General features: G+C 70.7%; 32 protein-coding genes. 4 read left to right on the top strand and 28 right to left on the bottom strand.

The window, feature by feature from the left end:
- Positions 1–26: 26 nt before the first annotated feature.
- A complete protein-coding gene (locus DEU31_RS04535) occupies positions 27–1,349 on the bottom strand; it encodes an acetyl-CoA C-acetyltransferase (RefSeq protein ID WP_133676019.1) in 1,323 nt (440 codons plus the stop codon).
- A gap of 85 nt (positions 1,350–1,434) precedes the next feature.
- Between DEU31_RS04535 and DEU31_RS04530 the strand changes: the two genes are divergently transcribed.
- The 3 genes from DEU31_RS04530 (at position 1,435) to purL (ending at position 6,828) form a co-directional block, all read left to right on the top strand.
- Positions 1,435–2,055 carry a TetR/AcrR family transcriptional regulator gene (locus DEU31_RS04530; protein WP_029360380.1) on the top strand — a complete coding sequence of 207 codons (621 nt, stop codon included), beginning with the start codon at positions 1,435–1,437 and terminating at the stop codon, positions 2,053–2,055.
- Positions 2,052–4,226 (top strand): acyl-CoA dehydrogenase, encoded by a 2,175-nt coding sequence (locus DEU31_RS04525; protein ID WP_133676017.1) that lies wholly within the window; start codon positions 2,052–2,054, stop codon positions 4,224–4,226. Before DEU31_RS04530 ends, DEU31_RS04525 begins: the two co-directional genes overlap by 4 nt.
- Positions 4,227–4,500: 274 nt before the next feature.
- On the top strand, positions 4,501–6,828 hold the full coding sequence (gene purL, locus DEU31_RS04520; RefSeq protein ID WP_133676014.1) for a phosphoribosylformylglycinamidine synthase subunit PurL: 2,328 nt from the start codon (positions 4,501–4,503) through the stop codon (positions 6,826–6,828).
- A 105-nt stretch (positions 6,829–6,933) separates the two neighbouring features.
- Here the strand turns inward: purL and DEU31_RS04515 are convergent, their stop codons facing one another.
- The 21 genes from DEU31_RS04515 to rplN all read right to left on the bottom strand — a co-directional run bounded on the left by DEU31_RS04515 (position 6,934) and on the right by rplN (position 21,257).
- A complete protein-coding gene (locus DEU31_RS04515; protein WP_133676012.1) occupies positions 6,934–8,091 on the bottom strand; it encodes a polysaccharide pyruvyl transferase family protein in 1,158 nt (385 codons plus the stop codon).
- Position 8,092: 1 nt separating this feature from the next.
- Positions 8,093–10,165 carry an S-layer homology domain-containing protein gene (locus tag DEU31_RS04510; RefSeq protein WP_133676010.1) on the bottom strand — a complete coding sequence of 691 codons (2,073 nt, stop codon included), beginning with the start codon at positions 10,163–10,165 and terminating at the stop codon, positions 8,093–8,095.
- A gap of 357 nt (positions 10,166–10,522) precedes the next feature.
- Positions 10,523–11,023 carry a 50S ribosomal protein L17 gene (rplQ, locus tag DEU31_RS04505; protein ID WP_133676008.1) on the bottom strand — a complete coding sequence of 167 codons (501 nt, stop codon included), beginning with the start codon at positions 11,021–11,023 and terminating at the stop codon, positions 10,523–10,525.
- A 27-nt stretch (positions 11,024–11,050) separates the two neighbouring features.
- Positions 11,051–12,046 carry a DNA-directed RNA polymerase subunit alpha gene (locus tag DEU31_RS04500; protein WP_010550305.1) on the bottom strand — a complete coding sequence of 332 codons (996 nt, stop codon included), beginning with the start codon at positions 12,044–12,046 and terminating at the stop codon, positions 11,051–11,053.
- A 166-nt stretch (positions 12,047–12,212) separates the two neighbouring features.
- Positions 12,213–12,617, bottom strand: a complete 405-nt coding sequence (gene rpsK, locus DEU31_RS04495) for a 30S ribosomal protein S11 (protein ID WP_010550306.1) — start codon at positions 12,615–12,617, stop codon at positions 12,213–12,215.
- Positions 12,618–12,726: 109 nt separating this feature from the next.
- The gene (rpsM, locus tag DEU31_RS04490) at positions 12,727–13,101 is read right to left on the bottom strand and encodes a 30S ribosomal protein S13 (protein WP_010550307.1); all 375 of its coding nucleotides are present in this window, start codon (positions 13,099–13,101) and stop codon (positions 12,727–12,729) included.
- A gap of 219 nt (positions 13,102–13,320) precedes the next feature.
- Complete coding sequence (gene rpmJ / locus DEU31_RS04485) at positions 13,321–13,434, bottom strand: 50S ribosomal protein L36 (RefSeq protein WP_010532506.1); 114 nt, start codon at positions 13,432–13,434, stop codon at positions 13,321–13,323.
- A 22-nt stretch (positions 13,435–13,456) separates the two neighbouring features.
- A complete protein-coding gene (gene infA / locus DEU31_RS04480; protein ID WP_010550308.1) occupies positions 13,457–13,678 on the bottom strand; it encodes a translation initiation factor IF-1 in 222 nt (73 codons plus the stop codon).
- 356 nt (positions 13,679–14,034) lie between these two features.
- Positions 14,035–14,874, bottom strand: a complete 840-nt coding sequence (gene map, locus DEU31_RS04475; protein WP_133676006.1) for a type I methionyl aminopeptidase — start codon at positions 14,872–14,874, stop codon at positions 14,035–14,037.
- Positions 14,871–15,479 carry an adenylate kinase gene (locus tag DEU31_RS04470; RefSeq protein ID WP_082835218.1) on the bottom strand — a complete coding sequence of 203 codons (609 nt, stop codon included), beginning with the start codon at positions 15,477–15,479 and terminating at the stop codon, positions 14,871–14,873. The genes map and DEU31_RS04470 overlap by 4 nt, the downstream gene beginning before the upstream one ends.
- Positions 15,476–16,780: a preprotein translocase subunit SecY gene (secY, locus tag DEU31_RS04465; protein WP_010550311.1), complete on the bottom strand. Its 1,305-nt coding sequence runs from the start codon at positions 16,778–16,780 to the stop codon at positions 15,476–15,478. Before secY ends, DEU31_RS04470 begins: the two co-directional genes overlap by 4 nt.
- Before the next feature lie 157 nt (positions 16,781–16,937).
- Entirely contained in the window at positions 16,938–17,405 is a 468-nt protein-coding gene (rplO, locus tag DEU31_RS04460; RefSeq protein ID WP_010550312.1) for a 50S ribosomal protein L15, read from the bottom strand.
- A gap of 5 nt (positions 17,406–17,410) precedes the next feature.
- Positions 17,411–17,593, bottom strand: a complete 183-nt coding sequence (gene rpmD / locus DEU31_RS04455; RefSeq protein WP_053917125.1) for a 50S ribosomal protein L30 — start codon at positions 17,591–17,593, stop codon at positions 17,411–17,413.
- Positions 17,590–18,279: a 30S ribosomal protein S5 gene (rpsE, locus tag DEU31_RS04450; protein WP_010550314.1), complete on the bottom strand. Its 690-nt coding sequence runs from the start codon at positions 18,277–18,279 to the stop codon at positions 17,590–17,592. Before rpsE ends, rpmD begins: the two co-directional genes overlap by 4 nt.
- A gap of 37 nt (positions 18,280–18,316) precedes the next feature.
- Positions 18,317–18,703 carry a 50S ribosomal protein L18 gene (rplR, locus tag DEU31_RS04445; protein ID WP_062947605.1) on the bottom strand — a complete coding sequence of 129 codons (387 nt, stop codon included), beginning with the start codon at positions 18,701–18,703 and terminating at the stop codon, positions 18,317–18,319.
- Between the two features lie 2 nt (positions 18,704–18,705).
- Positions 18,706–19,248 (bottom strand): 50S ribosomal protein L6, encoded by a 543-nt coding sequence (gene rplF / locus DEU31_RS04440; RefSeq protein WP_010550316.1) that lies wholly within the window; start codon positions 19,246–19,248, stop codon positions 18,706–18,708.
- A 22-nt stretch (positions 19,249–19,270) separates the two neighbouring features.
- The gene (gene rpsH, locus DEU31_RS04435; protein ID WP_010550317.1) at positions 19,271–19,669 is read right to left on the bottom strand and encodes a 30S ribosomal protein S8; all 399 of its coding nucleotides are present in this window, start codon (positions 19,667–19,669) and stop codon (positions 19,271–19,273) included.
- 72 nt (positions 19,670–19,741) lie between these two features.
- Entirely contained in the window at positions 19,742–19,927 is a 186-nt protein-coding gene (locus DEU31_RS04430; RefSeq protein WP_010550318.1) for a type Z 30S ribosomal protein S14, read from the bottom strand.
- A 1-nt stretch (position 19,928) separates the two neighbouring features.
- Positions 19,929–20,501: a 50S ribosomal protein L5 gene (gene rplE, locus DEU31_RS04425; protein ID WP_010550319.1), complete on the bottom strand. Its 573-nt coding sequence runs from the start codon at positions 20,499–20,501 to the stop codon at positions 19,929–19,931.
- Positions 20,501–20,887, bottom strand: a complete 387-nt coding sequence (rplX, locus tag DEU31_RS04420) for a 50S ribosomal protein L24 (protein ID WP_010550320.1) — start codon at positions 20,885–20,887, stop codon at positions 20,501–20,503. The genes rplE and rplX overlap by 1 nt, the downstream gene beginning before the upstream one ends.
- Position 20,888: 1 nt before the next feature.
- Positions 20,889–21,257, bottom strand: a complete 369-nt coding sequence (rplN, locus tag DEU31_RS04415; protein WP_010550321.1) for a 50S ribosomal protein L14 — start codon at positions 21,255–21,257, stop codon at positions 20,889–20,891.
- Positions 21,258–21,987: 730 nt separating this feature from the next.
- Between rplN and DEU31_RS04410 the strand changes: the two genes are divergently transcribed.
- Positions 21,988–22,404 carry a hypothetical protein gene (locus DEU31_RS04410; protein ID WP_133676004.1) on the top strand — a complete coding sequence of 139 codons (417 nt, stop codon included), beginning with the start codon at positions 21,988–21,990 and terminating at the stop codon, positions 22,402–22,404.
- A 90-nt stretch (positions 22,405–22,494) separates the two neighbouring features.
- On the opposite strand, the gene rpsQ is transcribed toward DEU31_RS04410, so the two are convergent.
- From rpsQ to rpsS, 6 genes are read right to left on the bottom strand one after another with little or no spacing between them, the layout of a single operon-like run.
- Positions 22,495–22,821, bottom strand: coding sequence for a 30S ribosomal protein S17 (gene rpsQ, locus DEU31_RS04405; protein WP_010550324.1), 327 nt, complete (start codon positions 22,819–22,821; stop codon positions 22,495–22,497).
- Between the two features lie 20 nt (positions 22,822–22,841).
- Positions 22,842–23,075, bottom strand: coding sequence for a 50S ribosomal protein L29 (rpmC, locus tag DEU31_RS04400; protein WP_010550325.1), 234 nt, complete (start codon positions 23,073–23,075; stop codon positions 22,842–22,844).
- Entirely contained in the window at positions 23,075–23,494 is a 420-nt protein-coding gene (gene rplP / locus DEU31_RS04395) for a 50S ribosomal protein L16 (RefSeq protein ID WP_010550326.1), read from the bottom strand. Before rplP ends, rpmC begins: the two co-directional genes overlap by 1 nt.
- Before the next feature lie 5 nt (positions 23,495–23,499).
- Positions 23,500–24,336, bottom strand: coding sequence for a 30S ribosomal protein S3 (gene rpsC / locus DEU31_RS04390; protein ID WP_010550327.1), 837 nt, complete (start codon positions 24,334–24,336; stop codon positions 23,500–23,502).
- A 10-nt stretch (positions 24,337–24,346) separates the two neighbouring features.
- On the bottom strand, positions 24,347–24,700 hold the full coding sequence (rplV, locus tag DEU31_RS04385; protein ID WP_010550328.1) for a 50S ribosomal protein L22: 354 nt from the start codon (positions 24,698–24,700) through the stop codon (positions 24,347–24,349).
- Positions 24,701–24,752: 52 nt separating this feature from the next.
- Positions 24,753–25,034, bottom strand: coding sequence for a 30S ribosomal protein S19 (gene rpsS, locus DEU31_RS04380; RefSeq protein ID WP_010550329.1), 282 nt, complete (start codon positions 25,032–25,034; stop codon positions 24,753–24,755).
- Positions 25,035–25,040: the final 6 nt, after the last annotated feature.

Raw genomic sequence — 25,040 nt, 5'->3', positions numbered from 1 at the left:
GGGGACCTCCGTGAAGGGTCGGGGTGTCAGTCGGTGACGGACTCGAGCAGCATGACCGTGCCCTGGCCGGCGGCGGCGCAGACCGAGATCAGGCCGCGCTGGACCCGGCCGGTCTCCTTCGCGCGCTCGTGCAGGAGCTTGGCGAGCGTCGCGACGAGGCGGCCGCCGGTCGCGGCGAAGGGGTGCCCGGCGGCGAGGGAGGAGCCGGTGATGTTCAGCCGCGAGCGGTCGATCGCGCCGAGCGGCGCGGAGCGGCCCAGGCGTTCGCGGCAGAACTCCTCGGACTCCCAGGCCTTGAGCGTGGTCAGCACGGTGGAGGCGAAGGCCTCGTGGATCTCGTAGAAGTCGAGGTCCTGCAGGGCCAGGCCGTTCGCGTCCAGGAGCTCGGGGACCGCGTAGGCGGGGGCCATGAGCAGGCCCTCGTCGCCGTGGGCGAAGTCGACGGCGGCGCTGCGCGCGTCGACCACCCGGGCGAGCGGGGTGAGGCCGCGCTCGGCGGCCCACTCGGCGCTGCCCAGCAGCACGGAGGAGGCGCCGTCGGAGAGCGGGGTGGAGTTGCCGGCGGTCATCGTCGGCTCCGCGACCTGCGGCGACTTCACGCCGAAGACGGGCTTGAGGGTGCCGAGCTTCTCCAGGGTCGAGTCGGCACGCAGGTTCTGGTCGCGGGCGAGGCCGCGGTAGCCGGTGACGAGGTCGTCGAGGAAGCCGGCGTCGTAGGCGGCGGCGAGGTTCTTGTGGGAGGCGAGCGCGAGCTCGTCCTGGGCCTCGCGGGTGATGCCCCACTGCGCGGTGGTCAGCGCCTGGTGCTCGCCCATGGACAGGCCCGTGCGGGGCTCGCCGTTGCGGGGCGGGACCGGGGCGAGGTCCGCGGGGCGGATCGCGGAGAGCGCCTTGACGCGCTGCATCGCGGTCTTCGCGGCGAAGGCGCGGTGGAGGATGCGGCGCAGGCGCGGGGTGACCTCGATCGGCGAGTCGGAGGCGGAGTCGACGCCGCAGGCGATCGCGGAGTCGATCTGGCCCAGGCGGATCCGGTTGGAGACGTGCAGGACGGTCTCGAGGCTGGTCGCGCAGGCCTTGGACATGTCGACGGCGGGGGTGCGGGGGTCCAGCGGCGTGCCCAGCGCGCTCTCGCGGGTGAGGTTGAGGTCGCCGGCGAGCTTCAGCACGGCGCCGCCGGCGACCTCGCCGAGCTTCTCGCCCTGGAGCGAGTAGCGGGCGACGAGGCCCTCGAGCGCGGCGGTGAGCAGGTCCTGGTTGGAGATCCCGGCGTAGGGCCCGCCGGAGCGGGCGAACGGGATCCGGTTGCCGCCGAGGATCAGCGCATCGCGCGGGGAGTCGGTGGGGGTCACGGTGGGGCACCTCTTCGTGGTCACGGGGACGGATCGTCGGGAAGGACTTTACATAGAACCGTCGGTACTTGATACCCTAGGTTCTGTGAATGCGACGACGCAAGCCCCGGTGGACGGGCGCTCGGCCCGCTGGGCCCAGCACCGAGAGCAGCGACGTGCCGAGCTGCTGGACGTGGCCCGACACCTGATCCACGAGCGCGGCCCCGACGTGACGATGGAGGACATCGCCGCAGCCTCGGGCACGTCGAAGTCCATCGTCTACCGGTACTTCGAGGACAAGTCCCACCTCCAGCGCGACCTGGGCCGCAGCATCCTCCAGGCGATGCACGACAAGCTGCTCGCGGAGATGCGCGTGCTCGAGGAGCGGATGGGCCGCGAGCCCGCGCCCGAGGAGCGCATCCACGCGATGATCCGCGCCTACGTCGGGACCGCGCAGCGCTCCCCCGGCGTGTACCGCTTCGTCACCCGCCCCAGCGACGGGCTGAACCACTTCCTCGACTCCGTGACCCGCATCATCACGACCTTCCTCCCCGCCGGGACCCCCTCGCCGCAGATATGGGCGACCGGCGCGGTGGGCTTCGTCGAACGGGCCGTGGATACCTGGATGAACGACCTCGAGGCCGCCGACGGCGCCTCGACCACCCTCACCTCCGATCAGCTCGTGACCCGCCTGGTCACCTGGCTCATGAAGGGACTGCACGCATGACCGCCGATACCTCCACCACCGCATCCGCCCCCGCGCCCACCGCCGCGAGAGGCACCGACGCCGCCGCGAGCCCCACGCCGACCGGACCGATCCCGGTCCCTGCCGACGGCAGCCCCCGCCTCGACGTCGAGATGGTCTCCGAGGCGCTGCTGGGCAGCTGGGCCGACGCACGGCGCGACGCCCGCGAGCGGGCGGCCCGCCCCGAGATGCACCGCCCGATGGACGCGAGCGTCGCCGAGCACCGGGAGCGGGTCTTCGGCCAGCTCCGGATCCTCGCCGAGGAGGAGGTCTCCCTGCCGATGCTCCCCGAGCACCTCGGCGGCCCGAACGACAACGGCGCCAACGTCGCCGCCTTCGAGGAGCTGGTCGTCGCCGACCCGTCCCTCCAGATCAAGGCCGGCGTGCAGTGGGGGCTGTTCACCTCCGCGATCGTGCAGCTGGGCGACGAGGAGCAGCAGAAGGCCTGGGTGCCGGGCGCGATGAGCCTCGAGACCCCCGGCGCCTTCGCGATGACCGAGATCGGGCACGGCTCCGACGTGCAGTCCCTCGCCACCACGGCGACCTTCGATCCCGAGGGCGGCGAGGACGGGGAGTGGGTCATCAACACCCCGTTCCGCGCCGCATGGAAGGACTTCCTCGGCAACGCCGCGATCCACGCGAGGGCCGCCACGGTCTTCGCGCGCCTGATCACGAACGGCGTCGACCACGGCGTGCACTGCTTCTACGTGCCGGTGCGCGATGCGGAGGGGAACCTCCTGCCGGGTGTGCAGAGCGAGGACGACGGCGAGAAGGGCGGCCTGAACGGCATCGACAACGGTCGCCTCGCCTTCGACCACGTGCGCGTCCCGCGCCGCAACCTGCTGAACCGCTACGGGGACGTCGCCGCCGACGGCACCTACTCCTCCCCCATCGACTCCCCCGGTCGGCGCTTCTTCACGATGATCGGCACGCTCGTGCAGGGCCGCGTCTCGCTCGACGGCTCCGCGATCCGCGCCTCGCAGCTCGCGCTGCACATCGCGATCACCTACGCCACCCAGCGCCGCCAGTTCACCGCCGCCGACCCGACGCGCGAGACCGTGCTGATGGACTACCAGGCGCATCTGCACCGCCTGCTGCCGAAGCTCGCCGCGACCTACGCGGGCGCCTTCGCGCACGAGCAGCTGCTCCACGCCTTCGACGACGTGTTCTCCGGCCGCGGCGACACCCCCGAGGGCCGCGAGGACCTCGAGACCCTCGCCGCGACGCTCAAGCCGACCTCCACCCGGCTCGCCCTGGACACCATCCAGGAGTGCCGCGAGGCCTGCGGCGGCTCCGGCTTCATGGCCGAGAACCAGCTCGTCGGGCTCCACCAGGACCTCGACGTGTACGCGACCTTCGAGGGCGACAACACGATCCTGCTGCAGCTGGTCGCCAAGCGGCTGCTGTCGGACTACACCTCCGAGCTGAAGAACGTGGACCGCGCCGGCATCGGCCGGTTCATCGCCCAGCGCGCCGAGGTGCTCGCCAAGCGGCACACCCCCTGGGCCCGCCTCGGCCAGAGCGTGAGCGACCGCGGCAACGCGCGCCGCGCCTTCGACTCGATGCGCAGCGCCGAGTTCCAGGAGGAGATGCTCGCCGACCGCGCGCGGGTCAAGGTCGAGGAGGTCGCCCTCGCCCTGCGCAGCACCGCGAGGATGAGTCCGGCCGACGCCGCCGCCGAGGTGAACAAGCACCAGGTCGAGATGCTCGACGCGGCCCGCGCCCATGCGGACCTCGTGCGCTGGCGCGCCTTCACCGCCGGGATCGAGGCGATGGAGGATGAGGGCACCCGCGCCGTGCTCACCGACGTGCGGGACCTGTTCGGCCTCACCGCGATCAACGACGACCTCGCCTGGTTCCTGCTCTCGGGCATGATCTCCACCCAGCGCGGCCGTCAGATCGAGGGGGACCTGCGCCGGCTGCTGTGGCGCCTGCGCCCGCACGTGCTCGACCTCGTCGCGGCCTTCGACATCCGCCCCGGCCACGTGCGCGCGCCGATCGCGCTCGGCGGGGAGCAGGAGCGCCAGGACGAGGCCGCCGCGTACTTCCGCGCGCAGCGGGCGAGCCAGGACGCGCCCGTGAGCGAGAAGGCGCTGCGCGATGCGGAGAAGCGGGCGCGCCGCGCGCAGGGGAAGAAGGGCTCCTCGCGCTGACGCCCCGAGGGCTGACGGCCAGAGCGCTGACGGTCTGAGCACCGAGCGCCTGAGCAGCACGGACCGGGAGAGCGGCCGACGGGACGAGGTCCCCGTCGGCCGCTCTCCTTGTGCGCGCCGCCCCGCCGGATGCCGTTCCGGTCTCACTCCCGGTCTCAGCGCTCGCCCCGAGCGCCCCCGTCGGCCGCGTCGCTCGTAGACTGGGGGCACCCTGCGCCGGGCCGCGAGGCCCACCGCTCCCCCAGCCCTCGTGACGAACGGACCCGACCCCGCGATGACCGCTGAGACCACTCCCACCTCCCCCCACGGCCACGCCGCGGAGTCCGACACCGTCGAGAACGCCTCCGCGACGCCGGACCAGGTGCAGCCCTATGCGGAGCTCGGGCTGAAGGACGACGAGTACGCGAGCATCCGCGAGATCCTGGGCCGCCGCCCCACCAACGCCGAGCTCGCCATGTACTCGGTCATGTGGTCCGAGCACTGCTCCTACAAGTCCTCGAAGAAGCACCTGCGCACCTTCGGGAAGCACACCACCGACGCGATGCGCGAGAAGCTGCTGGTGGGCATGGGCGAGGACGCCGGCGTCGTCGACATCGGCGACGGCTGGGCCGTGACCTTCAAGGTCGAGTCCCACAACCACCCCTCCTACGTCGAGCCGTACCAGGGCGCCGCGACCGGCGTGGGCGGCATCGTGCGCGACATCATCTCGATGGGCGCCCGGCCCGTCGCGGTCATGGACCAGCTGCGCTTCGGCGCGATCGACCACCCCGACACCGCCCGGGTGGTCCACGGCGTGGTCGCCGGCGTGGGCGGCTACGGCAACTCCCTCGGCCTGCCGAACATCGGCGGCGAGACCGTCTTCGACGCCTCCTACCAGACCAACCCGCTGGTCAACGCGCTCGCGGTGGGCATGATGCGCCATGAGGACATCCGTTCCGGCGCCGCGACCGGCGCGGGCAACAAGGTGGTCCTCTTCGGCGCCCGCACCGGCGGGGACGGCATCGGCGGCGCCTCGATCCTCGCCTCGGAGACCTTCGAGGAGGACGGGCCGCTGAAGCGCCCGAGCGTCCAGGTGGGCGACCCCTTCATGGAGAAGGTCCTCATCGAGTGCTGCCTCGAGCTGTACGCGGCCGGCACCGTCGCGGCCATCCAGGACCTCGGCGCCGCGGGCATCTCCTGCGCGACCTCCGAGCTCGCCGCCAACGGCGGCTCCGGCATGCACATCCACCTCGAGGAGGTGCTGCTGCGCGACCCGACGCTCACCGCCGGGGAGATCCTCATGAGCGAGTCGCAGGAGCGCATGATGGCGGTGGTTCCGCCGGAGAAGCTCGAGGAGTTCCAGGCGATCGCCGCGAGGTGGGACGTCGAGGCCGCCGTGATCGGCGAGGTCACCGGCGACGGCCGCCTCACCATCGACCACCACGGCGAGCGGATCGTGGACGTGGACCCGGCGACCGTCGCGATCGACTCCCCCGTCTACGACCGGCCCTACGCCCGCCCCGACTGGCAGGACGCCCTCCAGGCCGACCGCGCCGAGGCCCTCCCCCGCCCCGAGGGCGCGGAGGAGATCCTCGCGCAGATCCGCACGCTGATCGCCTCCCCGAACCTCGCCTCCACAGGCTGGGTCACCGACCAGTACGACCGCTACGTCGGCGGGAACACGGCGCTGGCCATGCCCGACGACGCGGGCGTGCTGCGCATCGACGAAGAGACCGGGCGCGGCATCGCGCTCGCGACCGACGCGAACGGCCGCTACACCAAGCTCGACCCCCGCACCGGTGCGCAGCTGGCGCTGGCCGAGGCGTACCGCAACGTCGCGACCGCCGGGGCGACGCCGCTGGCGATCACGGACTGCCTGAACTTCGGCTCGCCCGAGGACCCGGGCCCCATGTGGCAGCTGGTCGAGGCGATCGGCGGGCTCGCCGAGGCGTGCGAGGCGCTCGAGGTGCCCGTCACCGGCGGCAACGTCTCGCTGTACAACTCCACCGGCGAGCCGGGCCTGATCGACTCCGCGATCCACCCGACGCCCGTCGTCGGCGTGCTCGGAGTGTTCGAGGACGTCGCGCGCCGCGTCCCCTCCGGCTGGCAGGGCGAGGGCGAGCGCGTGCTGCTGCTGGGCACGACCCGCGAGGAGCTCTCGGGCTCGGCCTGGTCCGACGTGGTCCACCAGCACCTCGGCGGCCTGCCCCCGCAGGTCGACCTCGAGGCCGAGCGCGCGCTCGCCCGCGTGCTCGTCGCCTCCTCCGAGCAGGGGCTCGCCGCCTCCGCGCACGACCTCTCCGAGGGCGGGCTCGTCCAGGCGCTCGTCGAGTCGACGACCCGCTTCGGTACGGGCGCCCGCGTGGACCTCGCCGGGCTCCTCGAGCGGGACGGCGTGGACCTCCCCACCGCCCTGTTCTCCGAGTCGCAGGCCCGCGCCCTGGTCGCGGTCCCGGCCGAGGCCGAGGAGCGCTTCCTCGCCCTCGCCGCCGAGCACGGCGTGCCGGTGCTCGCGCTCGGCGCGACCGGCGGCAACGACCTCGTGATCGAGGGCGTGGGCACCTTCGCGCTCGGCGAGCTGCGGGAGCTGCGCGAGGGCACGCTGCCGCGCCACTTCGGCTGAGGTCCGGACACGACAGGAGCGCCCCGGGACCCTCGACGGGTCCCGGGGCGCTCCTGTGCTCGCCGGTCCGCTCCGGCGATCGGCGATGCCGCCGCCTTCGACGGCTCAGGCGGTTCCGTACAGCAGCTCGGCCTCGCGGCGCTTGCGCGTCATCGCGTCCTCGAAGGAGCCGGGGCGCTCGAGATCGGCGAGGGTCGGGACCTCTCCCGTGCCGTCCGAGACCCGCCAGCCGCTGCCGAGCTCGATGAGGGAGCCGTGCTTCACGTCGTAGTAGCCGCTGCGGGCGCTGAGCGCCATCCCCCGCGCCCCGTGCAGCGAGGCCACGAGGTGGTGGTGGAAGCGGGTGGTGATCCAGACCTGGTGCGCCGCCGGTGCGAGCTCGCCGCGCCAGAAGCTCGTGAAGGGGACGAAGCCGTCCTCCGCCACGAGATCCTTCAGACGCTCGAAGCCGGCGTGGTCCCCGCCGGGCAGCGCCTCGACGTAGCGGGTGCGCTCGCGCGGGATGCCGAGGGAGGCGACGGTCTCGCGCACATGGACGACGAGCTGCTCGAAGGAGCCCTCGTCCAGCGCGTCGGACTGCACGCAGAGCACGAGCTCCGGCTCCTGGTCGTCGACCCGCTCGGGTGCCTGCACGACGAGATACGCGTCGTCGACGCCGCTGGAGATGCCGAGCTTCTCGGCGCTGGCGGCGTCCCGCACGCCGACATGGTCGAAGCCCGCCAGCTGCTCCTCGCCGAAGGGGGCGAGCCCCTGACCGGTCGCGAGCAGCGGGGCGCCGCTGATCTCCGCCGCCGCCCGCATCGCCCGCACCAGATGCGCGTTCTCGGGCCAGACGGCGTTGACGAAGCCGCCGCCGAGCAGGTGCAGCGAGCGGGCCTCGCGCAGCGCGAGCAGAGGCGCGTCGTAGAGCGGAGTGCCGAGGTGGGCGACGATGTCCTCGACCGGGCGGCGCGAGCCCCGCAGCGCGTCCTCCACCGCCCGGAAGACGGCATCGGTCACGCGCAGGCGCGGGTGGAGGCCCCCGAACAGCGCGCTGGCCGTGCCGGGGAAGCGGCAGTCCAGCCACACCTCCTCGTCCGGCCGGTGGATCGCGAGGTGCTCGATCCAGCGCCGTGCGATCAGCTCGTCGCCGAAGTTCGGATAGCCCGCCATCGAGACGAGGTAGAACGGCGCCTCGACAGGACCGGAGAAGCTCGGACGCAGCGTCGCGGACTCCGCCGGCGAGAAGGACGACCCCGAGGAGCGTCGACGGAAGAGCCGCACCTCAGGCCCTTCCGGTGTGCTTCAGCCACCGCATCATGAACGTGGCCATCTGGTCGCGCTTGATGAAGGCGTTCGGGCGGAAGGTGCCGTCGTCCCAGCCGCGGGCGATGCCCGCCTTGGACAGCCAGGTGATCTCCTTGGCGAAGACGTGCGATGCGGGGACGTCGGAGAAGCCGCTGTTGGTGCTCGTGTGGTTCACCCCGGCGGCGCGGTAGAGGAAGGCCGCGACCGCGTCGCGCTTGACCTCCTCGTACGGGCGGAACGTGCGGTTCGACCCGGTGCCCCAGCCGCGGGAGATCCCCTCGTCGTACGCCCAGCAGATCTCCTTGTAGAAGGGCTTGGAGGGGCTCACGTCCGTGAACGGGGAGGTCTTCGGCGCGGTGTAGGCGGGGCTGCCCTTCGCACGGTAGATGAAGGCGATCATCGCATCGCGCAGGTTGTCCTCGTTCGGCCGGAACTCCGCGTTCGGCGGGGTTCCCCAACCCTTGGTGATCCCGCGCGCCGCGAGGTCGGTGATCTCGAGGAAGAACACCCGCGACGGGGAGACGTCGCGGAAGTACGGGGTCACGAAGCGGACCCTCCCGCCCTCGTTCGCGGCCACGCCGTTCTGGAAGGCCTGGATGCGGCGGTCGCCGTCCTGGGAGTCGGTCTTCGCCGGGCGTCCCCACGAGGCGGCCCACTGCTTCGCGAAGGGGGTCGCGTGGCCGGAGGCGCTGCCGCCGCTCTCCTGCAGGATCAGCCCCTTGGTGAGCACGGTCGCGGTGTACTTGCCCGTCTGGTGCGCGGACTTCACCACGTAGCCGAGCTTCGAGGACCCACCGGCGCCCTGGAAGGCCCAGAGGTGCTCCTTCCAGCCGCCGTCGATCGCGCGCTGCGCCTCGGTGCGCAGGCTCCCGAACTGGTTGTACAGCGCGTTGCCGGGGCAGTCGGTGTAGTTCACGTCCCGGTGGCCGAACATCTTCGGCAGCGCGATCGTCTTCCCCGCGGGGAAGCGGGTGCCGGAGCCCGGGGTCCAGGAGGAGGTGGAGGCGACCTTGATCTGGAAGGTGCTCAGCAGCTTCCAGCCCACCAGGCGTGCGACGGCCGCGCGGGCGGCGGACGGCGCGGCGGTGCTCTGGTAGTTGCCCATCACGGAGATGCCGAAGGAGCCGGTGTTGAAGCCGTAGGCGTGGGCGCCGGTGATGTTGCGGTGCAGGCCGCCGCTGCGGCCCTCGAAGATCTGCCCGTACTTGGACACCAGCACGTTGTAGCCGATGTCGGCCCAGCCCAGGGTCTGCGTGTGGTAGGTCAGGATTCCTCGGACCAGCTCCGCGGACTGCGAGGAGGAGTAGCTGTTGGTGCCGGCGGTGTGGTGGATGACCACGGCCTTGAGCTGGTCGGAGCCGCTCGTGCCGCGCACGAGGCCCTCGTTCGCGCCCCAGCCGGCGCGGGAGGTGTAGGAGGGCGCGCCCGGCCCGAGGACCGGGGTGGCGGGGTTCGCCATCGTCGTCGCGGCGGCGGTCGTGGCCATGTCCTGCTGGGCGGCGGTCGACATCGGCTGCGGGGCGCCCGCCCTCCGGGCGACGACCGCGTCCTCGGCGGTGGGCGAGGTGGTGATGACGTGGGCGGTGAGCTGCTCGGTGACGTCGGCCCCGTCGAGCTCGGCCCGCACCTGGAGCGCTCCGACGACGCCCACCCAGGCGCACTCGGTGCCGGGGGCGTCCTCGCCCGTCTCCGGGTCCTCGGCGGTCTCGAGCGGCTCCCAGGGGGTCCACTGCCCGTCCTGGTCCTTGCCGCGGACCTGCACCTCGGGCGCATCGGACTCGCTCGGCCAGGTCACGCCCACCATGGTCCCGGGCTGCTCGGGGAGGTCACGCACCTGGACGCCGTCGGCCTCGACCAGCGGGGCGTCCGCCAGCGGGACGTCGACCACGCGGGTCTCGCCGTCGGTGACGGTCGGGTCGGCCAGGGCGGGAGCCGCGCCGAGCGCGACGGCGCCGGCGGGCACCGCGGCGGCGGTCGCCGCCATCAGCGTGCGGCGGCTGAGGGAGAGGGGGCGGGCGTCGGACTCGGGGGGAAGGGTCCGGTGGGACATCACGAAGGCTCCGGAGGAGAGGGGGCGGGGGGATCCCGAGGCGCGTCGCCGAGGCGTGGAGCGGTCGACGGGTGCGCAGCCGGGCACCGACCACCGTAGTCCACGGCCACGAACGCATCGCGACGAGCCGGTCACGATCGCACAAAGAACGAGTGTTCCTCGTCCCGTCCTCGGCGGCCTCGCGAGGGGTCGCCGGCAGTCGGATCCGACGGCCCCCGCTCGGAGCATCCGGGACCCTGCCAGCCCCGGACGGACGACGAGGGCGGGCCGTCGGGATCTCTCCCGTCGGCCCGCCCTCGGCGGTGTGCGCGCTGGCGCGCGGCGGCCCTGCGAGCCGCGAGGATCAGGCGGCCCGGATCAGGCCTCCTTGGTCTCCTCGGACTCCTCGGTGGGCTCCGCGGCGGCGGGGGCCTCGGTCTCGGCGACCGGGGTCTCCTCGGCCTTGGACGCGTTCTTCGCGGCGCCCTCGGCCTCCTTCACCACGGACTGCTTCGCGGAGTACTCCTCCGTGACCAGCTCGATGACGGCCATCGGGGCGTTGTCGCCCTTGCGGGGGCCGATCTTGGTGATGCGGGTGTAGCCGCCGGGACGCTCGGAGAAGGTCGGAGCGATCTCCTCGAAGAGCTGGTAGACGACGCCCTTGTCACGGACGGTCTGCATCACGCGACGACGGGAGGCGAGATCGCCCTTCTTCGCCTGGGTGATCAGACGCTCCGCGTGGGGGCGCAGGCGCTTGGCCTTGGTCTCGGTGGTGGTGATCCGGCCGTGGCGGAACAGCTCGGTGGCGAGGCCCGCGATGATCATCCGCTCGTGCGCGGGGGATCCGCCGAGGCGCGCGCCCTTGGTGGGTGCAGGCATGGTCGTTCTCCTTGGTGGAAGTGAAGGTCAGTACTGGTCGCCGAAGTCGTCGGAGTAGGAGTCCAGGGCGGCGGGGTCGAACCCGGCCGGGGAGTCCTTCAGCGACAGCCCGAGCTCGGCGAGCTTCGCCTTGACCTCGTCGATGGACTTCTGTCCGAAGTTGCGGATGTCGAGCAGGTCCGCCTCGGAGCGGGCGGTCAGCTCGCCGACGGTGTGGACGCCCTCGCGCATCAGGCAGTTGTACGAGCGGACCGTGAGGTTCAGGTCGTTGATCGGCAGGGCCAGATCAGCGGCCAGCGCCTGGTCGGTGGGCGAGGGGCCGATCTCGATGCCCTCCGCCTCCTGGTTCAGCTCGTGGGCCAGGCCGAACAGCTCGACCAGAGTCTTGCCCGCCGAGGCCACCGCGTCGCGGGGGCTGATGGCCGGCTTGGTCTCGACGTCGACGATCAGCTTGTCGAAGTCGGTGCGCTGCTCGACACGGGTCGCCTCGACCTTGTAGGTCACCTTCAGCACGGGCGAGTAGATCGAGTCGACCGGGACCCGGCCGATCTCGCCGTCGACGCCCTTGTTCTGCGCGGCGGAGACGTAGCCGCGGCCGCGCTCGACGATCAGCTCGACCTCCAGGCGGCCCTTCTCGTTGAGGGTCGCGATGTGCAGGTCGGGGTTGTGGATCTCCACGCCGGCCGGCGGGGTGATGTCGGCGGCGGTGACGCGGCCGGCCTCCTCGCGGCGCAGGTACATCACGACCGGCTCGTCGTTCTCCGAGGAGACGACGAGGTTCTTGATGTTGAGGATGACCTCGGTGATGTCCTCCTTGACGCCGGGGACGGTGCTGAACTCGTGCAGCACGCCGTCGATGCGGATCGAGGTGACCGCGGCGCCGGGGATGGAGGACAGCAGGGTGCGGCGCAGGGAGTTGCCGAGGGTGTAGCCGAAGCCCGGCTCGAGCGGCTCGATGACGAACCGGGAGCGGTTGTCCGACACGACCTCTTCGGTCAGCGTGGGGCGCTGTGCAATGAGCACTGTGGATCCTTTCGGCGAGCGTCCGCCATATGACGCTCAGAAGGGGGCGGTGGGCCTGGAAGACGGGGGTGACCCGCGAGGGGTCCGGGGACGCCGGGCGCGGGAGACCCCGCCCGACACGGTCGACCGTGACGAGCGGGGCGTCCCGTCGTCACGGCCGACGGGATCAGACGCGGCGGCGCTTGGCCGGACGGGTGCCGTTGTGCGGCTGCGGGGTGACGTCCTGGATCGAGCCCACCTCGAGGCCGGTCGCGGTGAGCGAGCGGATCGCGGTCTCGCGGCCCGAGCCCGGGCCCTTCACGAAGACGTCGACCTTCTTCAGGCCGTGCTCCTGCGCCTGGCGCGCGGCGGCCTCGGCGGCCATCTGCGCGGCGTACGGGGTCGACTTGCGCGAGCCCTTGAAGCCCACCTGGCCGGCGGAGGCCCAGGAGATGACGGCGCCGGTCGGGTCCGTGATGGACACGATGGTGTTGTTGAACGTGCTCTTGATGTGGGCCTGGCCGTTGACGATGTTCTTCTTGTCCTTGCGGCGCGGCTTGCGCGCAGCGGCCTGACGGGTCTTGGTTGCCATGCGGCAGAACTCCTCTGGTGGTGTGGGGGTGCGCCGGTTCCCTCAGCGGCGCGAAGTGACTGCGGGCTCCGGGGACGGAGCCGGGCGGCCGATCAGCGGATGCCGCGGATCAGCGAGCCTTCTTCTTGCCGGCGACCGTGCGCTTCGGACCCTTGCGGGTGCGGGCGTTGGTCTTCGTGCGCTGACCGTGGACGGGCAGGCCGCGGCGGTGGCGCAGCCCCTGGTAGCTGCCGATCTCGACCTTGCGACGGATGTCGGCGGCCACCTCGCGGCGGAGGTCGCCCTCGACCATGTAGTTCGCCTCGATGTGATCGCGGAGCTGGACGAGCTCCTCGTCGCTCACCTCACGAACCCGCTTGTCGCCGGAGACGCCGGTCGCGGCGAGGGTCTCCTGGGCGCGCGTGCGTCCCATGCCGAAGATGTACGTCAGGGCGACCTCGAGGCGCTTCTCGCGCGGAAGGTCCACTCCCACCAGACGTGCCATGTGCAGATTCTCCTACTGTCTCGGAGGCCTGAGCCGACACCTCGCCGGGACTGTCTCCCGACGCCGCAGCCTCCGTCCTGCGGGTGACCGGCCGATGCCGGTGGTGTCGTCTCTTCATTTGTGTGGTGCCCGCGATGCGGGCGGGGTGCCCCGCGCTGCGGGGCGTGCCGCCTGGCGGCGGCTGTCACGGCAGGGGCCGGGACGGGCGGATCGCTCCGCTCAGCCCTGGCGCTGCTTGTGACGGGGGTTCGAGCAGATGACCATGACGCGCGAGTGGCGACGGATCACCTTGCAGTTGTCACAGATCGGCTTGACGCTCGGCTTGACCTTCATAGCTTTCCTTCTCCCGGGACGATCACTTGTAGCGGTAGACGATGCGGCCCCGGTCGAGGTCATAGGGGCTCAGCTCGACGACCACACGGTCCTCGGGAAGGATGCGGATGTAGTGCTGGCGCATCTTTCCGGAGATGTGCGCGAGCACCATGTGCCCGTTGTCGAGCTCGACGCGGAAGCGCGCGTTCGCGAGCGCCTCCGTGACCGTGCCCTCGACCTCGATCACTCCGTCCTTCTTCGCCATGCCTCCCCAATCTCCCGCCTCCGGCGAAGCCGGGGCCGAGTTCCGCGTACTTGGTTCCTGGTTTCCCAGGCCCTGCACACCGACCGTCGGGTGACGGTACGGTGATCGACGAGGGTGGCGCCGAGGCAGTGCGTCGGCCTCGCCCTGCGGCCTCGAGGACCTGCCGGACGGGCGGCACGACGGGACTGCACGAACACACGTTCGCACGCGCGATCGGAGCACACCCGATGGACCAGCCTACACGCGAGGTCCGGATTCGGCGAGGGCCGACGCGATGATGCCCATCACGTCCGCCCCGCTCCCCGCCCCGCCCGTCGACGGGGCGGCCCGGCGCCGGGCGGGCGGAGCCTGCCGGCTCAGGCCGCGAGGGGATCGGGCGCGGCGACGACCCCGCGCCGGGCGAGCTCGGCCGCTCCCCCGTCGCCGGCGGTCAGCACCAGCAGCCCCTGCTCGGTCACGGCGACCGAGTGCTCGGCATGGGCGGCGCGGCCGCCGCCGGTGGCGCGGACGGTCCACTCGTCGTCCTCGAGCTCCCAGTTCCCCTGGCCCTGGATCAGCATCGGCTCGATCGCGACGCACAGGCCCGGGCGCACCTTCGGCCCGCGCGGGCGGACCCGGTAGTTCATGACGTCGGGCGCCTGGTGCATCGCGGTGCCGATGCCGTGGCCGCCGAAGCCCTCGAGGTGGGAGAGGGACTCCCCCGCCGCCTGCTCGACGTAGTCCTCGATCGCGGCGCCGACGTCGCCGACGCGCTCGGCGGTGGCGAGCGCCGCGATCCCGGCCCAGAGGGCCTCCTCGGTGATCCGCACAAGGTCCTCGTCGCCGACCGAGCGGGGCCGGCCCACGATGTGGGTGCGGGCCGCGTCCGAGTGCCAGCCGTCGATGATCAGGCCCCCGTCGATGGAGACGACGTCCCCCTCCTCCAGGGGGCGGGCGTCGGGGATGCCGTGGACCACGACGTCGTTGACGCTGATGCAGAGCGTGGCCGGATAGCCCTGGTAGCCCAGGAAGTTCGGCGTCGCCCCCGCGTCGCGGATCATCGTGTGGGCGAGGGAGTCGAGCTCGTCCGTGGTGATGCCGGGGCGGATCTCGGACTCGAGCATGTCGTGGACGCGGTGCAGCAGCTGGCCGCTGCGCCGCATCACCGCGATCTGCTCGGGCGTCTTCCACTCCACCCGCTCGGGCAGGAGGCTCATCGGGCGCCGAGGGCCTCGCGCAGCGCGGCGGTGACCTCGTCGATCGGGGCCATGCCGTCCACGCGGCGCACCAGGCCGCGCTGCTCGTAGACGTCGATCAGCGGGGCGGTCTGCTCGGCGTAGACCTCGAGGCGGCGACGGATCGTCTCCTCGGTGTCGTCGCTGCGGCCCTGCTCGGCGCCGCGCGCCACCAGGCGCTGGACGACCTCCTCCTGCTCGACCACGAGCAGCAGCACGAGGTCCAGCGGGGTGCCGAGCTCGGCGAGCATGCCGTCGAGCGCCTCGACCTGGTCGAGGGTGCGGGGGTAGCCGTCCAGCAGGAAGCCGTCCTGGGCGTCGGCCTCGGCCAGGCGCGAGCGGACCATGTCGTTGGTGACGGAGTCCGGGACGTACTCGCCCTTGTCCATGTAGGACTTCGCGAGGACGCCGAGCTCGGTCTGCCCCGAGACGTTGGCGCGGAAGATGTCGCCGGTGGAGATCGCGGGGATCGAGAGCTCCTCCGCGACCCGCACGGCCTGGGTGCCCTTGCCCGCTCCGGGCGGGCCGACGATCAGCAGGCGGCGGGCGGGGGCGGTCGAGCCGTTCGAGGCGGTGGGGGTGGTCACCGGAGAATCCCTTCGTAGTGGTGCTGCTGGAGCTTCGCGTCGATCTGCTTGACGGTGTCCAGTCCCACGCCGATCACGATCAGGAGGGAGACGCCGCCCAGCGGGAAGTCCTGCGAGGTGCCGAGGTAGAACAGCGCGACCAGCGGGATCAGGCAGATCACCGCGAGATAGACGGCGCCGCCGCTCTGGATGCGGTTGATGACGTAGCGCAGGTAGCGCTCGGTGGGCTTGCCCGCGCGCACGTTGGGGACGAAGCCGCCGTACTTCTTCATGTTGTCGGCGATCTCCTCCGCGTTGAAGGTGATCGAGACGTAGAAGAACGCGAAGAAGACGATCAGGGCCACGTAGACCACGGCGTAGATCCACGAGAAGGAGGCGCCGAGGACGAGGTGCGTGTTGATCCACTGCACCCATCCGGCCGACGGGTCGCCGAAGGAGGCGGCCATCTGCGGCAGCGCGAGGATCGAGGAGGCGAAGATGACGGGGATGACGCCGGCCTGGTTGACCTTGATCGGGATGTAGGTGGAGGTGCCGCCGTACATGCGCCGGCCCACCATGCGCTTGGCGTACTGCACGGGGATGCGGCGCTGGGACTGCTCGACGAACACCATGCCGACCATGATCAGCAGGCCCACGAGCATCACCAGGGAGAAGGTGATCCAGCCCTTGAGCTGCCAGACCTGGCCGAAGGAGGCGGGGAAGCTCGCCGCGATCGAGGAGAAGATCATCAGCGACATGCCGTTGCCGACGCCGCGCTCGGTGATCATCTCGCCCATGAACATGATCAGGACCGTGCCGACGGTCATGGTCATCACCATGAGCAGCAGGGTCGGGATCGACTGGTCGGGCACGAGCTCGAGGGTGCAGCCGACGAAGAAGTTGCCCGAGCGCACCAGCGTGATGATCGTGGTGGCCTGGAGGACGCCCAGACCGATCGTGAGATAGCGGGTGTACTGGGTGAGCTTGGCGGTGCCGGAGGCGCCCTCCTTGTGGAGGGCCTCGAACCGCGGGATCACCACGCGCAGGAGCTGCACGATGATCGAGGCGGTGATGTACGGCATCACGCCGAGGGAGAAGATGGACAGCTGCAGCAGCGCGCCGCCGGAGAACATGTTGACCATGCCCAGCACGTTGGCGCCCTGACCCGAGGCGGCCTGGTCCGCGCACATCATGACGTTGGTGGCGTCGAATCCCGGGGTGGGGATGAAGACGCCGAGTCGGTAGACGGCGATCAGACCGAGCGTGAAGAGGATCTTCGCCCTCAGCTCGGGAGTGCGCAGCGCGCGCACGAACGAGTTCACCTGATTCCCTCCTGGAGGTCCTGGGACGGGGCCGAGGCGGTGGTCGGCCGTCCTGCGGCCGCGCGCGGTGGGCGCGGGCGTTCGGACCGGCCCTGGAATGACGACAGGGCACCGCGGCTCAGACTAAGTCTGTGCCGCGGTGCCCGTCAAAAAGATGTCACGCGGTGGTGACGGACCCGCCGGCCGCCGCGATCTTCTGCTCCGCCGAGGCGGAGAACTTCTGAGCGGTGATGTCGAGCTTGACGCTCACCTCGCCCTGGCCCAGCACCTTCACGGGCTGGTTCTTGCGGACAGCGCCCTTGGCGACGAGGTCCTCGACCGTGACGGTGCCGCCCTCGGGGAACAGCTCCTGCAGGGTCGACAGGTTCACGACCTGGTACTCGACGCGGAAGGGGTTGGTGAAGCCGCGAAGCTTCGGCAGCCGCATGTGCAGCGGCATCTGCCCGCCCTCGAAGCCGACGGGCACCTGGTAGCGGGCCTTGGTGCCCTTGGTGCCTCGACCGGCCGTCTTGCCCTTCGAAGCCTCACCACGGCCGACGCGGGTGCGCGCGGTCTTGGAACCGGGCGCGGGGCGCAGGTCGTGGAGCTTCAAAGGGGTTGCTGCGTTCTGGTCCTCGATGCTCATGAGATTCACTCCACCTCTTCGAACGTCACCAGGTGGGTGACGGTGCGGATCATGCCGCGGATCTCGGGGCGGTCTTCCTTCACCACCGTGTCACCGATGCGCTTGAGGCCGAGGCCGCGCAGGGTGGCTCGCTGGCTCTGGGTGCCGCCGATCTCGGAACGGGTCTGGGTGACCTTGATCTGCATCACGCACCCACCTTCTCGGCACGGGCCGCGGCGCGGCCCTCGGCCTGGGCCCGCAGGAGCGCCGCCGGGGCGACGTCCTCGACCGCGAGACCGCGACGCGCGGCCACGGCCTCCGGCTCCTCGAGCTGCTTGAGGGCGTCGACGGTGGCCCGCACGATGTTGATCGCATTGGTCGAGCCGAGCGACTTGGAGAGCACGTCGTGCACTCCGGCGCACTCGAGCACGGCGCGGACCGGACCGCCGGCGATCACGCCGGTGCCGGGGGCGGCCGGGCGCAGCAGGACGACGCCCGCCGCATCCTCGCCCTGGACCGGGTGCACGACGGTGCCCTGGACGCGCGGGACGCGGAAGAAGTTCTTCTTCGCCTCCTCGACGCCCTTGGAGATCGCCGCCGGCACCTCCTTGGCCTTGCCGTAGCCGACGCCGACGGTGCCGTCGCCGTCACCGACCACCACGAGGGCGGTGAAGGCGAAGCGACGGCCGCCCTTGACGACCTTGGAGACGCGGTTGATGCTCACGACGCGCTCGAGGAACGCCGACTTCTCGGCGTCCTGACCGCGACCGCGACCACCCTGACGACCGCCGCGGTCGCCGCCCTGGCGGCCGCCGCGATCGTTGTTGCTGTTGCTGGTGTTGTCGTCCCGTCGGCCGGAGGCCGCGGGACCGTTGCTACGCTGCTGTGCAGCCATATTCAGATCCTCTTCTCGTCCTGTGTCCGGGCGGCGGTCACAGCGCCAGGCCGGCCTCGCGGGCGCCGTCGGCGACGGCGGCCACGCGGCCGTGGTACTTGTTGCCACCGCGGTCGAAGACGACCGCGTCGATGCCGGCGGCCTTGGCGCGCTCGGCGACCAGGGTGCCGACGGTGCGGGCCTTGTCCGACTTCGTCGCCTCGGCGCCGCGGAGGTCCGCCTCCATGGTGGAGGCCGACGCGATGGTCTTGCCGAGGGAATCGTCGACGACCTGCACGAAGACGTGACGCGACGAACGGGTGACCACCAGGCGCGGACGCTGGGCGGTGCCGATGACGCGGCGACGGACGCGGAGGTGGCGACGACCGCGCGAGCGCAGCTTGCTGCCGCGGTTGCCCTTGGTGTGCTTGAGTGCGTAACCCATGGTCACTTACCAGCCTTTCCGGCCTTGCGGAGCACGACCTCGTCGGCGTACCGCACGCCCTTGCCCTTGTAGGGCTCCGGCGGACGGATCCCGCGGATCTTCGCGGCCACGTGCCCGACCTGCTGCTTCGAGATGCCGCTGACCGAGAACTTGGTCGGCGACTCGACGGCGAAGGTGATGCCCTCGGGCGCCTTCACCACGACGGGGTGGGAGAAGCCGAGCGCGAACTCGAGGTCCGTGCCCTTCGCGACGACGCGGTAGCCCGTGCCGACGATCTCCAGCTTCTTCGTGAAGCCCTCGGTGACGCCGAGGACGATGTTGTTGATGAGCGTGCGGGTCAGACCGTGCAGCGCACGGTTCTCCTGCTCGTCATCGGGACGCGAGACGACGATGTTGCCCTCGTCGTCGCGCGCGACGGTCAGGGGCGCGGGCACCTCGTGGGTGAACTCGCCCTTGGGGCCGGTCACCGTGACGGTGCGGTCCTCGATGGTGACGTTCTGGACTGAGGCCGGCACTGCGACCGGCAGGCGTCCGATGCGGGACATAGCTAGTGGTCTCCTCTCCCGCTCACCAGATGTAGGCGAGGACTTCCCCACCCACACCCTTCTTGGCAGCCTGCTTGTCGGTCAGGAGGCCGGAGGACGTGGACAGGATCGCCACGCCCAGTCCGCCGAGGACCTTGGGCAGGTTGGTGGACTTCGCGTACACGCGCAGGCCCGGCTTCGAGATGCGGCGGATCCCGGAGATGGCGCGCTCGCGGCTGTCGGAGTACTTGAGCTCGAGGACGAGCGACTTGCCCACCTCGGCCTCCTCCTCACGCCAGCCGAGGATGTAGCCCTCTGCCTTCAGGATGTCCGCGATGCGGGCCTTGAGCTTCGAATACGGCATGGACGCGGTCTCGTGGTACGCCCCGGAGGCGTTCCTGATCCGCGTGAGCATGTCCGCGATCGGGTCGGTCATGGTCATGTCTGTTGCTTCTTCCTCACCTGGTTTCCCCTACGCCCCGTGACGGGGCCGTGGGACCTGTGGCGGTAGTCCTTACCAGCTGCTCTTGGTGACGCCGGGGAGCTCGCCGCGGTGAGCCATCTCGCGCAGGCACACGCGGCAGAGGCCGAACTTGCGGTAGACCGAGTGGGGCCGACCGCAGCGCTGGCACCGGGTGTAGGCGCGCACCGCGAACTTCGGCTTGCGCTCCGACTTCTTGATCAGGGCTGTCTTCGCCATATCAGTTCTCCTCCTTGAAGGGGAAGCCGAGCAGCTTGAGCAGCGCGCGCCCCTCGTCGTCGGTCTTCGCGGTGGTGACGACCGTGATGTCCATGCCGCGGACGCGGTCGATCTTGTCCTGGTCGATCTCGTGGAACATGACCTGCTCCGTGAGACCGAAGGTGTAGTTGCCGTTGCCGTCGAAGTGCTTCGGCGAGAGGCCGCGGAAGTCGCGGATTCGCGGGAGCGCGGTCGAGAGCAGACGGTCCAGGAACTCCCACATGCGGGCGTTGCGCAGCGTGACGTGCGCACCGATCGGCATGCCCTCACGCAGCTTGAACTGCGCGATGGACTTGCGAGCCTTGGTGACCTGGGGCTTCTGGCCGGTGATGGCGGCGAGGTCCTTGATGGCGCCGTCGATGACCTTCGAGTCGCGTGCGGCGTCGCCGACGCCCATGTTCACGACGATCTTGGTCAGGCCGGGCACCAGCATGACGTTCTCGTAGCCGAACTGCTCGGTCAGCTGCGCCTTGATGGTGTCGTTGTACTTCGTCTTCAGACGCGGGGTGGGCGCCTGGGTGGCGGTCTCGCTCATCAGATGTCCTTCCCGGAGCGCTTGGCGAAGCGGACGCGCACCTGCTTGGTGCGGCCGTTCTCGAGCTCGACGGTCTCGACGCGGTAGCCGACCTTGGTCGGCTTGTTGTCCTCCGGGTCGACCAGGGCCACGTTGGAGACGTGGATGGGGGCCTCGCGCTGCTCGATGCCGCCCGCGCCGCCGGCCTGGTTCGGCTTGACGTGGTGGGTGCGGCGGTTGATGCCCTCGACCAGCACGCGCTGGGTATCGGGGAACACCTGCAGGACGCGACCCTGCTTGCCCTTGTCGCCGGCCTCGAGGCCACGCGCGGCGGCCTTGTCGGCGTCGCTCGTGCGGCCCGTGATGACCTGGACGAGATCGCCCTTCTTGATCTTCATCTTTGCCATGTCACAGCACCTCCGGTGCCAGCGAGACGATCTTCATGAAGCGCTTGTCGCGCAGCTCGCGGCCGACGGGGCCGAAGATGCGGGTACCGCGCGGCTCGCCGTCGGTCTTGAGGATGACCGCCGCGTTCTCGTCGAAGCGGATGTAGGAGCCGTCGATACGACGGACCTCCTTGGACGTGCGGACGACGACCGCCTTGACGACGTCGCCCTTCTTGACGTTGCCACCGGGGATGGCGTCCTTGACGGTCGCCACGATGGTGTCGCCGATGCTGGCGTAACGGCGACCGGAGCCACCGAGAACACGGATGCAGAGAATCTCCTTGGCACCCGTGTTGTCGGCGACCTTCAGTCGCGACTCCTGCTGAATCACTCGTTCTCCTATCGTCTCACCGGTTCTCTTCCGACCCGCGGGAGCGGGCCGGCCGAGCCTGGCGGAACGGAATGTGGACCATGCGCGACACCGCCTTGGGCGCCGCAGCGCCCGGGACGTCGCCGCCGACGGGTCCCGGGCACCAAAAAACCCTCTGCCGGACTCAGGCACTGGCGTGGTGAACGCGGGGCGTTCGCCTCTCGTGCGAGGTCTCCGGCGAGGACGGATCGGGTGTCCCGGATCCTGTCGCGGAATCAGGCACCACCACCACGGGGGCGGGGCGCAGTCCTCCGGCAACCGTTCAAGACTACGCCCCGCCCCCGGAACTGTCACCCCTGCGGGGCGGGCTCCCTCGTGTGTGCTTGCTCTCCTGCGTCCGGGGAGTCGTCCTCCACCGCGGCCTCGAGCGGCTCGGCGAGGTCCTCCTGCCTCAGCATGGCCGGGTCGGAGATCTCCAACCGTCGGGCTTCCGCTGGCGGGAGCTGCCCGAACGGGATCAGCTCGACGTCGGACACGAGCGCACCGTCCTCGTCCGCGGGCACGACGATCTTTCACGCGCGCGCAGCGGCGCGGCTCGCGCCACGCCGAACCTTCACCCGGCTCGTCCTCAGCAGTCCCACCCGTCATCGTCGCTGCCGCGCCCTCGCGGTCGTCCTCACACCGTTCGGCGATCCGGTCCCCGGACGTGGAGCATGGCCCCGGCACCCGGCAGGGGCGTAGTTTTCTTCCCATGATCGACATCGATGTGGCCAGACGGCTCCGGGACGCCGGACTGCCCTGGGAGCCGGCCGACGGGGATCTCTTCGCGATCGACAACGCGCTGCTGCGCGAGGAGGCGTTCATGCTCTCCTCGATGGTGGTGGAGGTGGGCCGAGGGCGCACCGGCACCCGCGTCCTGCGCTTCAACGGCACCACCGAGTGGGCGCTGGACTCCGTGGAGCAGGACGAGGCGGTGTGGCTGCCGCGGGAGGACCAGCTGCGCGAGGCGCTCGGCGCCGCCTTCTCCGCGCTGCGGCGGAGGGAGGACGGCGGGTTCGTCGTGGAGCTGCGCGACGGGGACGGGGAGCTGCGCGAGGTCGCCGCACCGAGGGCCGAGGACGCTCTCGCCGGCGCGCTGCTGGTGCACCTCGTCGGCGCTCCGGGCTGACCTCCGGGGAGCGCAGAAGGGCCGGCCCTCCCCGTGGGGAGGACCGGCCCTTCTCAGTGCTGCCGGACGGTCACGCGGACCGCCGGCGGATCACTTGGCGCGCTCGAGGATCTCGACCAGCCGCCACCGCTTGGACGCGGAGAGCGGACGGGTCTCCATGACGAGGACGCGGTCGCCGATGCCGGCGGTGTTCTCCTCGTCGTGGGCCTTGAACTTGCTCGTCTTGGTCGTGACCTTGCCGTAGCGGGCGTGCTTCACACGCTCCTCGACCTCGATCACGATCGTCTTGTCCATCTTGTCGGAGACCACGTAGCCGCGCAGGGTCTTGCGGTAAGGACGCTCGGCGGACGACGCCTGCGCACCCTCCTTCGCGAGATCCTCGACGGCCGGGGTCTCGGCCTGGTTGTTCTCAGTCATCTCAGTTCCTCGCTCCGGGGTCACTCGGCGGCGCCGGGCGCCTGACGGATGCCCAGCTCGCGCTCGCGCAGGATCGTGTAGATCCGTGCGATGTCCTTCTTGACGGACCGCAGACGGCCGGAGCTCTCGAGCTGACCGGTGGCGTTCTGGAAACGGAGCTTGAACAGCTCGTCCTTCGCCTTCGCCAGTTCCTCGGCCAGCTTGGAGTCGTCCAGCTTGTCGAGTTCATCGGCGGTGAGCTTGGTCGCTGCCATCAGATGTCACCACTCTCTCGGCTCAGGATGCGGCACTTCATGGGGAGCTTGTGCATCGCCAGGCGCAGAGCCTCGCGAGCCACCTCCTCCTCGACGCCGGCGACCTCGAACATGACGCGTCCCGGCTTGATGTTGGCGATCCACCACTCGACCGAACCCTTGCCGGAGCCCATGCGGACCTCGGCAGGCTTCTTGGTGAGCGGACGATCGGGGTAGATGTTGATGAACACCTTGCCGCCACGCTTCATGTAGCGGGTCATGGCGATACGAGCCGCCTCGATCTGACGGTTGGTGACGTACGCCGGCGCGAGCGCCTGGATGCCGTACTCACCGAACGCCAGCTCGGTGCCGCCCTTGGCCATGCCGCTGCGGGTCGGGTGGTGCTGCTTGCGGTGCTTGGTCCTGCGAGGGATCAGCATGTCGCTCAGGCCTCCGTTCCGGGCTGCTGCGCGGGAGCCGCGGCCTGCTCGGCGGGAGCAGCGGTCTGCGGTGCAGACTCGTTGCTCTCACGACGGGCAGCGGCGTTGCGCTCGTTGCGACGACCGCGCGGGCGCTCGGCACGCGGGCCGCGTCCGCCGGAGCGGGGACCCTGCGAGGCGGCCTGCTGGGCCGCGAGCTCCTTGGCGGTGACGTCGCCCTTGTAGATCCAGACCTTCACGCCGATGCGGCCGAAGGCGGTGCGGGCCTCGTAGAAGCCGTAGTCGATGTTCGCACGGAGGGTGTGCAGAGGCACGCGCCCCTCGCGGTAGAACTCGTTGCGGCTCATCTCGGCGCCGCCGAGGCGGCCGGAGACGGCCACTCGGATGCCCTTCGCGCCGGCGCGCTGCGCGGACTGCATGCCCTTGCGCATCGCACGACGGAAGGAGACGCGGGCGGCGAGCTGCTCGGCGATGCCCTGGGCGACCAGCTGAGCATCGGCCTCGGGGTTCTTGACCTCGAGGATGTTCAGCTGGATCTGCTTGCCGGTGAGCTTCTCCAGCTCGCCGCGCAGACGCTCGGCCTCCGCGCCGCGACGCCCGATGACGATGCCCGGGCGGGCGGTGTGGAGATCGACGCGGACGCGATCGCGGGTGCGCTCGATCTCGACCTTGGAGATGCCGGCGCGCTCGAGCCCGTCGGACATGAGCTTGCGGATCGCGACGTCTTCCTTCACGTAGTCGCGGTACCGCTGCCCCTCCTTCGAGGAGTCGGCGAACCACCGGCTGCTGTGCTCCGTGGTGATCCCGAGGCGGAACCCGTTCGGATTGACCTTCTGGCCCATTCGGGACTCCTTACTTGTTCACGGGAGCGACCACCACGGTGACGTGGCTGGTGCGCTTCTTGATCTGGAAGGCACGACCCTGAGCACGCGGCTGGAACCGCTTCATGGTCGGACCCTCGTCGACGAATGCGGCGGACACGACGAGCTCGCGCTCGTCGAAGCGCTCCCCCGCCTGGTCTGCCTTCACCCGCGCGTTGGCGATCGCGGACTCCACGAGCTTGAGGACGGGCTCGCTGGCGGCCTGCGGGGCGAACCGCAGGGTGTCCAGGGCCTCGGCCGTGCTCTTGCCACGAATCAGGTCCACAACGCGGCGAGCCTTCATGGGCGACATGCGGAGGTACCGCACCTGCGCCTTGGCTTCCATTGCTTCCTGCTTTCTCTCGAGTTCGAGAAGTGCAGTCGCTGCTGACGTCATGTCAGCGACGACGGCCCTTCTTGTCGTCCTTCTCGTGGCCCTTGAAAGTCCGCGTGGGGGCGAACTCGCCGAGCTTGTGGCCGACCATCGACTCGGTGACGAACACCGAGACGTGCTTGCGACCGTCGTGCACTGCGAAGGTGTGGCCGAGGAAGTCCGGGGTGATCACCGAACGACGCGACCAGGTCTTGATGAGGTTCTTGGTGCCCTTCTCGTTCTGGGCGTCCACCTTCTTCTGAAGGTGGTCGTCCACGAACGGGCCCTTGGAAATACTGCGAGGCATGTGCGG

It is taken from the genome of Brachybacterium sp. AG952 (assembly GCF_004362645.1).
In the GTDB taxonomy this organism is placed as follows: Bacteria; Actinomycetota; Actinomycetes; order Actinomycetales; family Dermabacteraceae; genus Brachybacterium; species Brachybacterium conglomeratum.
This window is presented reverse-complemented; position numbering and strand designations above follow the sequence as displayed.